Annotated in this window: 8 protein-coding genes; 4 read left to right on the top strand and 4 right to left on the bottom strand. The window is 74.5% G+C overall.

The window, feature by feature from the left end; genetic code table 11:
• Positions 1-2065 (top strand): phage holin family protein (locus I4I78_RS24055; RefSeq protein WP_218613752.1); only part of this gene is annotated, 2065 nt, incomplete at its 5' end.
• A gap of 6 nt (positions 2066-2071) precedes the next feature.
• Here I4I78_RS24055 and I4I78_RS24050 read toward each other — a convergent pair.
• The 3 genes from I4I78_RS24050 to I4I78_RS24040 all read right to left on the bottom strand — a co-directional run bounded on the left by I4I78_RS24050 (position 2072) and on the right by I4I78_RS24040 (position 6054).
• Positions 2072-3442 (bottom strand): sugar porter family MFS transporter, encoded by a 1371-nt coding sequence (locus I4I78_RS24050; protein WP_218613751.1) that lies wholly within the window; start codon positions 3440-3442, stop codon positions 2072-2074.
• Between the two features lie 176 nt (positions 3443-3618).
• The gene (locus tag I4I78_RS24045) at positions 3619-5145 is read right to left on the bottom strand and encodes a S1C family serine protease (RefSeq protein WP_226380330.1); all 1527 of its coding nucleotides are present in this window, start codon (positions 5143-5145) and stop codon (positions 3619-3621) included.
• A 114-nt stretch (positions 5146-5259) separates the two neighbouring features.
• Positions 5260-6054, bottom strand: coding sequence for a TetR/AcrR family transcriptional regulator (locus I4I78_RS24040; protein ID WP_218613750.1), 795 nt, complete (start codon positions 6052-6054; stop codon positions 5260-5262).
• 112 nt (positions 6055-6166) lie between these two features.
• Between I4I78_RS24040 and I4I78_RS24035 the strand changes: the two genes are divergently transcribed.
• Both I4I78_RS24035 and I4I78_RS24030 read left to right on the top strand, forming a co-directional pair.
• On the top strand, positions 6167-7093 hold the full coding sequence (locus I4I78_RS24035) for an ABC transporter ATP-binding protein (RefSeq protein WP_218613749.1): 927 nt from the start codon (positions 6167-6169) through the stop codon (positions 7091-7093).
• Positions 7094-7095: 2 nt separating this feature from the next.
• Positions 7096-7947 (top strand): ABC transporter permease, encoded by an 852-nt coding sequence (locus I4I78_RS24030; protein ID WP_218613748.1) that lies wholly within the window; start codon positions 7096-7098, stop codon positions 7945-7947.
• 9 nt (positions 7948-7956) lie between these two features.
• On the opposite strand, the gene I4I78_RS24025 is transcribed toward I4I78_RS24030, so the two are convergent.
• Complete coding sequence (locus I4I78_RS24025; protein WP_218613747.1) at positions 7957-9129, bottom strand: thiolase family protein; 1173 nt, start codon at positions 9127-9129, stop codon at positions 7957-7959.
• Between the two features lie 325 nt (positions 9130-9454).
• Between I4I78_RS24025 and I4I78_RS24020 the strand changes: the two genes are divergently transcribed.
• The gene (locus tag I4I78_RS24020) at positions 9455-10804 is read left to right on the top strand and encodes a TMEM165/GDT1 family protein (protein WP_218613746.1); all 1350 of its coding nucleotides are present in this window, start codon (positions 9455-9457) and stop codon (positions 10802-10804) included.
• The last annotated feature ends 84 nt before the right edge of the window (positions 10805-10888 follow it).

Here is a 10888-nt window from a genome sequence, read left to right as displayed (position 1 = left end):
GGCCGCGGCCGTGACGCTCTGGGTGCTCGACGACGCACTGGCCGGCTTCGACATGGAGCACTGGTGGCTGGCCCCGGTGTGCGCGCTGCTGCTGGGCCTGCTGGCGGCGGTCGTCTGGCCGCTGGTGATGCGGGTGGCGTTGCCGGTCGCGGTCTACACGTTCGGTCTCGGCGCCCTGGTGCTGCTGGCGGTGGCCGTGGTGGCGCTGTTCTCGGTGGTGCCCGGCGTGCGGCTGGCCGGGCCGGTGGAGGCGCTCGCCGTCGTCCTCGGGACCGCGCTGGCCACGGTCCTGGTCAGCGCCCTGCTGGCGGTCGACACCGACGAGATCTTCTTCCGACGTGCCGGGCTCCGGGCCCGCCGTCGTGACGCGGGCGGCGGCTCACCGCGGCCGGGCGTGCTGTTCCTGCAGGTGGACGGCCTGGGCCTGCCGACGCTGCGGCGCGCGGTCCGGGACGGGACGATGCCGACCCTGGCCCGCTGGCTCACCGACGGCAGCCACCGCCTCGCCGGGTGGCACACCGACTGGAGCGCGCAGACCGGGGCCAGCCAGTGCGGCATCCTGCACGGCGACAACGACGACGTCGTCGGCTTCCGCTGGTACGACAAGGACCGCCGCCGGGTCGTCACCTGCTCCTCGCCGGGCGACGCGGCCGAGATCGAACGACGCCACTCCGACGGGCACGGCCTGCTCAGCCAGGACGGCGCAGGCCGGGGCAACCTGTTCACCGGCGACGCGGCGCACGTCAGCCTCACGCTGAGCGCCGTGCCGCTGCTGACCCGCGCCCGCGGCGGGCGGGTCCGCTCGGACCGGATCGGCGCCGGCTACTACGCCTACTTCGCCAACCCGGTGAACGGCGTGCGGACGGCGGTCGCCGCCCTGGTCGAGGTGGTGCGCGAGCTCGTCGACGCCTCGCGTCAGCGCCGCGCGGACGTCCGGCCGCGGATCCGCCGCGGCGGGCTCTACCCGCTGGCCCGGGCCGGGACGACGGTCGTCGCCCGCGACGTCCTGGTGTCCGCGCTGATCGAGGACATGCTGGCCGGGCGCCCGGTGGCCTACGCCGACTTCGTCGGCTACGACGAGGTCGCCCACCACTCCGGCATCGAGCGCGCGGACACGCTGCACGTGCTGCGCGCGATCGACCAGCAGATCGGGCGGCTGCACCGCGCCGCGGCGCTCGCCCCGCGGCCCTACGAGCTGGTGGTGCTCTCCGACCACGGCCAGACCCAGGGCCAGGCGTTCACCGACCGGTTCGGCGAGTCGGTGGAGCACGTCGTCGGGCGGCTGTGCGGGGTCCCCGGCGAGGACCCGGCCGACAGTGGGCCGGAACCGGTCCGCGGCCCGCACAGCGCGGACGGCTGGCAGCTCGGCGCGACGCTCGCTGAGGCGGGCAGCGGCGCGGGACCGGTGGCCCGGGTGCTCACGGCGCGGCGCACCCGCGCGGACCGCGACCCGTCCCGCATCCCGCCCGGCCGGCCCGCACCGGCGAGCCGGGCCGCGCCGCAGGTCGTCGTGCTCGCGTCCGGGCACACCGCCCTGGTCTCGTTCACCGCCCTCGACGGCCGGGTGCCGCTGGAGCGGATCGAGCGCGACTACCCGGACCTGCTGCCCGGCCTGGTCGACCATCCCGGGGTCGGGTTCGTGCTGGTCCGCGGCGAGGAGGACGGCCCGATGGTGCTGGGCCGCGACGGCACGCACCGCCTCGCCGACGGCGTCGTCACCGGCGAGGACCCGCTCGGGCCCTACGGCCCGCACGCGGCGGCGCTGGTCGCCCGGGTGGACGGGTTCGCGCACTGCGCCGACATCATGGTCAACAGCCGCTACGACCCGGTCCGCGAGGACGCGTCGCCGTTCGAGCCGCACGTCGGGTCGCACGGCGGGCTGGGCGGACCGCAGAACGAGGCCTTCGTGCTGCATCCCGCGAGCTGGGCCGAGCCCGGCGAGCCGGTCGGGGCGGAGGAGTTGCACCGCGTGCTGCGCGGCTGGCTCACCGACCTCGGGCACCTGCTGCCGGCCACCGCCGAGACCGCCGGGGGTTCGGGCGCCGGTGGGGCCCGCGCGTCCTGACCGGCGTCAGCGGCGTCCGGCGCGGGCCTGCAGCTCGGCGTCGACCTGTTCGAGGCTCTTGCCCTTCGTCTCGGGCATCAGCCGGTACAGGAACACGAACCCGGCCACACCGATCACCGCGAAGATCGCGAACAGCCCGGACTCGCCGAGGTTCGTGATCAGGGTCAGGGTGGTGGAGGCGATCACCAGGTCCAGGCCCCAGTGCGTGGTCGCGCCGAGTCCGCCCGCCTTGCCGCGCACCCCGGTCGGGAACACCTCCGAGTTCACCAGCCAGATCGCGATCCCCAGGCTGGCCGCGAACGCCGCGATGTAGACGCACAACGCCACCACGATCAGGATCCCGACCACCCCGGCCTGGCTCGGCAGCAGGAACAGCACCACGAGCGCGACCAGCGAGCCGATGACCGCGACCAGCCCGCCGAGCAGCAGCGGGCGCCGTCCCCAGGAGTCGATCCGCGACAACGCCACGAACGTGACCAGGGCGTTCACGACCCCGATCCCGACGGTCGCCAGGATCGCGCCGGCGTCGCTGCCGAACACGCCCTGCAGGATCGTCGGCGCGTAGTAGATGACGGCGTTCACACCGACCAGCTGGTTCACCGCGGCGACGCCGATGCCCAGCATCAGCGCGGGGCGCAGCTGCGGGCGTCGCAGGTCCGCCCAGCTCCAGCGCTGCTCCTCGCGGGCGGTGCCGACGATCTCGTCGATCTCGGCGCGGGCCTCGTCGGCGGTCCGGCTGCCCCGCAGCACCTCGACGGCCTCGTCGACGCGTCCGCGCAGCACCAGCCAGCGCGGCGACTCGCTCGCCCCGACGAGCCCGATCAGCATCGCCAGCGCCGGGACGGCGGCGAGCGCGAGCATCCACCGCCAGCCCGCGATCGGCGCGAACGCGTAGTTCACCAGGTAGGACAGCAGGATCCCGACCGTGATCAGGAACTGGTTCATCGAGACCAGGCGCCCGCGCCGTTCCTTCGGGGCCATCTCGGCGATGTAGAGCGGCACGCAGACCGAGGAGACCCCGATCGACAGGCCGAGCACGACCCGGGCGACGACCAGCGTCGTCAGCCCGGGCGCGAGGCCGGACAGCAACGCCCCGATCAGGAACACCGCCGCGACGCCGACCAGGGTCTTCTTGCGGCCCAGCGAGTCCGAGATCGCGCCGCCGGCCAGGGCGCCGACCAGCGCCCCCGCCAGCAGCCCGGACACCAGCACCTGCTGGCCGGCGTCGCCGAGGCCGAACTCCGGCTTGATGAACAGCAGCGCGCCGCTGATCACCCCGGTGTCGTAGCCGAACAGCAGGCCCCCGGCCGCGGCGACCGTCGTCGCCAGCCCGATCCCGCGTCGCTTCCCGGCGCCGGTCCGCTCCGACTGCGTCATGGCCGTCCCCTCCCCGACGAGGTGCGCCCGTGCCGTCGCGGCATCACGGACGTTGCGTACTCCGGCCAGCGTGAGCGGCCGGCCGGCGTGTGTCCACCGGCGCGCAGAAGGAACCGGCCGGACGCGACGGAGGGGGGTGTCGCGTCCGGCCGGCGGTAGGTGGGGCCCGGAGGGGGTCAGTTCCCGCCGAGCGGGCTTCCCTGGCCGAACGGGTCGATGCCGCCGAACGGGCTGGCACCGCCACCCGAGCCGCTCCCGCCCTGGGGGGTGGCGCCGCCGCTGCTGGTGGTGGCCGCCTGGTCCGGGACGCTGCCCAGGGTGACCGGGACGGTGCGGGTGTCGCCGCCGGAGGTGACGGTGAGCGTGACGTTCTCGCCGGGGGCGTAGGTGCCGATCCGGGCGACGAGGTCGGTGAAGTCGCTGACCGGGGCATCGCCGACCTTGGTCACCACGTCACCGGCCCGGAGCCCGGCCTTCTCCGCCGCCGAGCCGGCCGCCACGGTGGAGATCTGGGCGCCGCCGGTCGGCGCGGTCGCGGCGCCGGAACCCGAGCCGGCGACGGCGCCCTGCACACCCAGCTGGGGCTTGGTCGCGGTGCCGTTCGTCATCAGCTCCTGGGCGACCCGGCGGGCCTGGTCCACCGGGATCGCGAAGCCGAGGCCGATGCTGCCCGCGTTCTGCCCGGACGTCGCGATCGCGGAGTTGATGCCGACGACCTGCCCGGCCAGGTTCACCAGCGGTCCGCCGGAGTTGCCCTGGTTGATCGGGGCGTCGGTCTGCAGGCCGTTGTAGACGACCGGGGACTCGCCCTCCCCGCCCGCGGTCACGGTCCGGTTCTGCGCGCTGACGATGCCGGCGGTGACGGTGCCGGACAGGCCCTGCGGCGATCCGATCGCGACGACCTGCTCGCCGACCCGCACGTCGCCGGACTGTCCGAGGGTGGCCGCGGTGAGCCCGGAGACGCCCTGGAGCTTGATCACGGCCAGGTCGTAGCTGGGCGAGGTGCCGACCACCGAGGCGGCGTGCGAGGAGCCGTCGGCCAACGTCACCGAGATCTGTCCTCCTTCGGCGCCGGAGACCACGTGGTTGTTGGTCAGGACGTCACCGTCGGAGGTGAGGATGACGCCGCTGCCCTCCGCGGTGCCCTGCGCGGTGCGGACCTGGATGTCGACCGTGCTCGGCATGGCCTTGGCGGCCGCGCCGGCGACGGTGCCGTCGGCGGGCGTGCTCGCCGACGCCGGGTTGGACGCGCTGCTCAGCGCCGTCGACCCACCGCCGGAGGTGTCCATCAGCGCGTAGGCGCCGCCGAAACCGACGCCGCCACCGACCAGGCCCGCGGCCAGCGCCGCGGCCACGATGCCGGTCATCGCCCGGCGCGGGCGGCGCGGGGGAGGGGTGGGCCCGACGCCGAACGGCGGGTAGGTCGAGGTCGGGGGAGCCCCGGAGCCGCCGTAGGGCGGGAAGGTCGAGGTGGGTGAGCCGTGACCCCAGGTACCGGCGGGCGGCTCCTGCCCGGAGCCCTGCCCGTACGGCTGCCCGTACGGGGAGCTCGGCCCCTGCTCGCGGGTGTCGGTGTCGGTCGGACCCATGGCTGCTACCTCCTGCTCGGGCGCAGGACGTGCCGGGGCACCGGGCTCGGTGTGGGCGTCACCGGTGGAGGCCTGGCCGTCGGTGATGTCGGATCGGTGCCCGTCCTGCTGCATACGAATCACTGTGCGCCGGGACCCTGAGACGACCCTGTGACGGCCCTGGGAATCGGTTCGCCATTCGCCGTGCCGTCGTGGCCCGTGTCTCAGGGTCGCGTCGCGGCCGGGGTCCTACGGGCCGGGCGTCCCGCGGCGGGCGATGTGCGCGGCGATGCCGTCCAGCAGGAACGTCAGCCCGAGTTCGAACTCGGCGCCGGCCGTGGCGTCGTGCTCCGGGGGAGGCGACGCGGTGCCGGTCCCGTCGAACACGCCCGCGGCGACCGCGCGTGCCAGCGCCGGCATCCGGTGCGGGTCGACCAGCGCGCCGAGGAGCCGGCCGTACCGCGCGCCGAACGCGTCCGGGTCGGCGGCGTAGCCGACCGCCAGCTCGGCGCCCAGCCGGATCCCGCCCTGGGTGTAGATCAGCAGACCGGTGACGATCGCGACGGCCTCGTCCGGCGGCAGCCCCACCGGCTCCAGCTCGGCCAGGCCCCGGTCGAGCCAGGCCAGGTTGTGCGGCCCGATCGGCGGCCCGCCGACCGGTAGCCGGGCGAACCAGGGGTGCCGGCGGCTCACCGCGACGACGCCGTGCGCCCACGCGTACAGCCCGGCCCGCCAGTCACCGTCGGGCTCCCGTTCGGGCGGTGACTCCATCGCGGCGTCGGTCATCAGGGCGAGCAGTTCGTCCTTGCTGCGCACATGCCGGTAGAGCGCCATCGTCGAGTTGCCGAGCTCGGCGGCGACCCGCGCCATCGACACCGCATCCAGCCCGTCGGCGTCCGCGACGGCGACCGCCGCCCGGGTGATGTCGGCGACCGACAGCGACGGTCGCGGACCCCGGCGCGGGCCACCCCGGCGTCCCCAGAGCAGCGCGACGTCGTCCGGGATCCCGTCGTCGGGCCCCGCCGTTCCCTCGTCCGTCCGCACGGGTCCGAGCCTGCCACGGACGCCTCACGTGCAGTGCGGTCGAGTCTTGCCGAACTGCGTATATCACACGCTAAACTGCGTCGAACATACACAGAAGAGAGGCGGGTGCGCGATGAGCGTGCAGATCCGCGGTCTGAGCCGCTCGTTCGGCGACCGCACCGTGCTCAACGGGGTGGACCTCGATGCCGAGCCGTCCCGCGTGCTCGCGCTGCTGGGACCGAACGGGGCCGGGAAGACGACGCTGATCCGGATCGTGGCGACGCTGCTGCGACCGCACGGGGGGACGGTCCGGGTGGCCGGGCACGAGGTCGTCACCGATCCGGTGGCCGTGCGCGGCGAGCTCAGCCTGACCGGCCAGTTCACCGCCCTCGACGACGAGCAGACCGGCCGGGAGAACGTGGTGATGACCGGGCGGTTGATGCACCTGGGCCGGCGGGCGGCGCGGGGGCGGGCGACCGAGCTGCTGGAGCGGTTCTCACTCGGTGCCGCGGCGGACCGGCGCGTCCGGACCTTCTCCGGCGGGATGCGCCGCCGGCTGGACCTGGCGATGAGCCTGGTCGGGTCCCCGTCGGTGCTCGTGCTCGACGAGCCGACGACGGGTCTGGACCCGGTCAGCCGCGACGAGCTCTGGGACGTCGTCGGCGAGCTCGCCGCGGACGGGACGACGGTGCTGCTGAGCACCCAGTACCTGCCCGAGGCCGACCGGCTCGCCGACCGGATCGCGGTGCTGCACGAGGGACGGATCGTCGCCGACGGCACGGCCGACGAGCTCAAGTCCCGGGTCGGCGGCACCCGGCTGCGGATGACCTTCGACGGTCCGGGCCTGGACCGGGCGCAGGAGCTGCTGCGCGATCTCGGCCCGCTGCGCGACATCGGCCGCCGCGAGCTGGACCTGGCCTCCGACGGCAGCGCCGCGCACCTGCACCGGCTGCTCGCCGAGCTGGACGCCGCCGGCACGTTGCCGGAACGGGTATCGGCGCACCGCCCCGGCCTCGACGACGTCTTCCGCACCCTGACCACCGCGAACGACCGGAGCTGACCATGTCCGCATACCCCACCGCGCCGGCGTCCGGCCCCTCGGCGGCCCCGTCCCGGCCCACCGTCCCCGCCACGGTCCGACCGCGGCACACGGGAACCCGGGCCGCGCTGTCCGACGCGGCGACCCTGATCGGGCGCAGCGTCCGGCTCACCCGCCGCGACGTCGAGATGGTCGTCCTGGCGCTGGTCCTGCCACTGATGATGATGCTGTTGTTCGTCTACGTGTTCGGCGGCGCGATCGAGACCGGGGGCGCCTACCTGGACTACGTCGTGCCCGGCATCGTCCTGCTCTGCGCCGGCTTCGGTGCCGCGTCGACCGCGCCCGCGGTCGCGCACGACATGACCGGCGGGATGATCGACCGTCTGCGGTCGATGCCGATCCGGCCCTCGGCCCTGCTGGTCGGGCACGTCACCGCGAGCGTCGCCCGCAACGCGGTGGCGACCGCGGTCGTCGTGGTCGTGGCGCTGCTGATGGGGTTCCGGCCCGCGGCCGGGCCGCTCGGGTGGCTCGCCGCCGCGGCCGTCGTCCTCGGCTACGTCCTGGCCCTGTCCTGGCTGGCCGCTGCGCTCGGGACGGTCGCGCGCAGCGTGCAGGGCGCGAACGGCGCCACGTTCGTGATGCTGTTCCTACCCTACCTGAGCAGCGCGTTCGTGCCGGTGCAGACGATGCCGGCGTTCCTGGTGCCGTTCGCGCGGTACCAGCCGGTCACGCCGGTGATCGAGACCGTGCGCGCCCTGCTCGCCGGCCTCCCGGCCGGACCGGCCCTGTGGTCGGCCCTGGCCTGGGAGGCCGGGTTGCTGCTGGCGTCGTTCGCGCTGGCCGCCGCGCTGTTCCGGCGGCGCACCCGCGGCTGAGCGGGAGGGTCAGACAAGCTCGAGGATGGTGGCGTTGGCGGTGCCGCCGCCCTCGCACATGGTCTGCAGGCCGTAGCGGATGTTCTTGTCCCGCATGTGGTGCACCAGGCGGGTCAGCAGGATCGTGCCGGAGCCGCCGAGCGGGTGCCCGACCGCGATCGCCCCGCCGAGCGGGTTCATCCGCTCGGTCTCGGCGCCCAGCTCGGCCTGCCAGGCCAGCGGGACCGGCGCGAACGCCTCGTTCACCTCGAACGTCCCGATGTCGCCGATCGACAGGCCGGAGCGCTTGAGCGCCTTCTGGGTGGCCGGGATCGGGCCGGTCAGCATCCGCAGCGGGTCCGCGCCGGACACCGCGCCGGAGTGGTAGCGGGCGATCGGCGTCATGCCGAGCTCCTTGGCCCGCTCCGGGGTCATGACCAGGACGGCGGACGCGCCGTCGGAGATCTGCGAGCTGTTCCCGGCGTGGATCACCCCGTCGGCGGTGAACGAGGGCTTGAGCGCGGCCAGGGTCTCCGGGGTGGTCCCGCGGCGCAGGCCCTCGTCGGCGGTGAAGCCGGGCGCGCCGGGCACGGGGGCGAGCTGTCCGTCGAAGGCACCGGCGTCGATCGCAGCGGCGGCGAGCGAGTGCGAGCGGGAGGCGTACTCGTCCAGGCGGGCCCGGGAGAAGCCCCAGTCCTTCGCGATCCGCTCCGCGCCGACGCCCTGGTTGAAGTCCTCGTTCGGGAACTCGCCCGAGGTCAGGTCCGCGGCGTAGCGCTCGCGCACCAGCGGGCCGAACGGGCGGCCCAGCTCGGGGTCGCGCCCGGCGCCCAACGGCACCCGTGTCATCGACTCCACGCCACCGGCCACGACGACGTCGTACTGCCCGGCCATCACCATGCCCGCGGCGAAGTCGAACGAGCTCTGGCTGGACCCGCAGGCACGGTTGATCGTCACCCCGGGCACCGTCTCCGGCCAGCCCGCGGCGAGCACGGCGTAGCGCCCGATCTGCGCCGCCTGGTCACCGACCTGGTTCACGCAGCCCCACACGACGTCGTCGACCAGGTTCGGGTCGAGACCGGTGCGCCGGGCAAGCTCCGTCAGCACCGCCGCGGACAGGTCGGCCGGGTGGACGTCGGCCAGCGATCCCCTCCGCTTCCCGATGGGGGTACGCACGGCGTCCACGACGACGGCCTCGGGCATGGGGATCCTCCTCGATCACGTCAGCTCAACGAACTCGAACGTATGCCCCGGACGGCGCGAGAAGCCAGCGCGGCGCCGACCGGACCGGTGAAGCGCCTCACACCTTCGGTCCCGGCCCGCCCTCAGGGGTCGAGGAGTTCGGGATCGGTGCGGTAGCCTGACGTCCGTAAGCGAAGGGGAGTAGCTCCCAACGCTGCGGTCGACATACTGGCGGCTTCGATGCCGCCCGGCCGCGCGGCCTGCACCACCAGGCGAGCGAGACCTTCGATCTGGCACAGCCGGATCGAGGTCGGTTCTTCCCCCTCGGTCCGGCCGGGATCGAGGGATGGACATGGACGGCTTCCTGGCCGCGTTCTTCATCAGTTTCGGCGTCATCTTCGTGGCCGAGCTGGGCGACAAGTCCCAGCTCATGGCCCTGACCTTCGCCACGCGGTACAAGCCGCTGCCGGTACTGATCGGCATCACGATCGCCACCTCGGTGGTGCACCTGGTCTCGGTGGCTGTGGGCTACGGCCTCGGCGCGGCGATCCCCACCGGATGGATCTCGCTGGTCGCGGCCGTGGCGTTCCTCGGCTTCGGGGCCTGGACGCTGCGCGGCGACTCGCTCTCCGACGACGAGGAGGCCAAGGCGCAGAAGTCGGGCGGCTCGGCCGTCGTCGCCGCGTCGGTGGCGTTCTTCCTCGCCGAGCTCGGCGACAAGACGATGCTGGCCACGATCACCCTGGCCACCCAGCACGGATGGTTCGGCGTCTGGCTCGGCTCGACCGTCGGCATGGTGATCGCGGACGCGCTCGCGATCGTGGTCGGGCGCCACCTCGGCCGACGCCTGCCGGAACGGGTCATCGCCGTCGGCGCGGCCACCCTGTTCGTGGTCTTCGGTCTGTGGCTGGGCGTCGAGGCGGTCGGGCAGCTCGGCGGCCCGCAGGCCTGGACGACGATGGCCGTCCTGCTCAACCACCACCTGACGGGGTGGATCGCACTGGGGCTCGGCCTGGCGGCGGTCGCGGTCACGATGCTGGTCCGCAGGCGCACGCACGCGGTCCGGCACCCCCGGACGCTGAACGCGCCGCGCACCCCCGGCTCGCCGGCCTGGTGGGCGCGGGCGCTGTTCGTGCTGGCCGCGGTGCTCGGCTTCGCCGCGCCGGTGCTGGTGGCCCTGGACGTGCTGCAGCCGATCGCGCTGTTGTCCGCGCCGAGCGTCGCCGTCCTCGGGGCCGGGGTGCTGCTGCTCGGATTCGCGGTGGTCGCACTCGCGCAGCTGCAGCTGGGCTCGTTGTGGCGCAGCCGCGCGGCCGAGGCCGCGGGTGACACCGGGAGCGGGGCGGCGTCCGGTGCCGGGTCCGGGGACGACCCCGACCGGGCGCGTCCGGTGCTGGCCACCGGCGGGCTCTACCGGTGGGTGCGCAACCCCGGCCTGACCGGCCTGATCGTCGGCTGCGCCGGGATGCTGGCCATGTCGCCGACGTTGATCGGCGTGCTGGCCGGAGTGCTCATCCTGGTCGCGGTGCAGATCCAGGCCCGCGCCGTGTACGAGCCGGGCCTGGGCCGCGCCCTGGGCGACGAGTACAGCGCCTACCTACAGCGCACCGGGCGTTTCCTGCCGCGGATGCGCCCGCCGGAGCCGCCGCCGGCCGGGATGCCCTCGGGTCACCGGGACCGGGCCCGGGTCGGCTGAGCCCGGCGGAGCGTGACATCGCGCCTCTCCGGGGTGGGTACGTCACCGCGTCCCGCCGCGCCGAGAGGTCCGGATCGGCCCGTC

Origin of the sequence: Pseudonocardia sp. KRD291, from assembly GCF_019263595.1 — a bacterium.
Classification (GTDB): Bacteria; Actinomycetota; Actinomycetes; order Mycobacteriales; family Pseudonocardiaceae; genus Pseudonocardia.
This window is presented reverse-complemented; position numbering and strand designations above follow the sequence as displayed.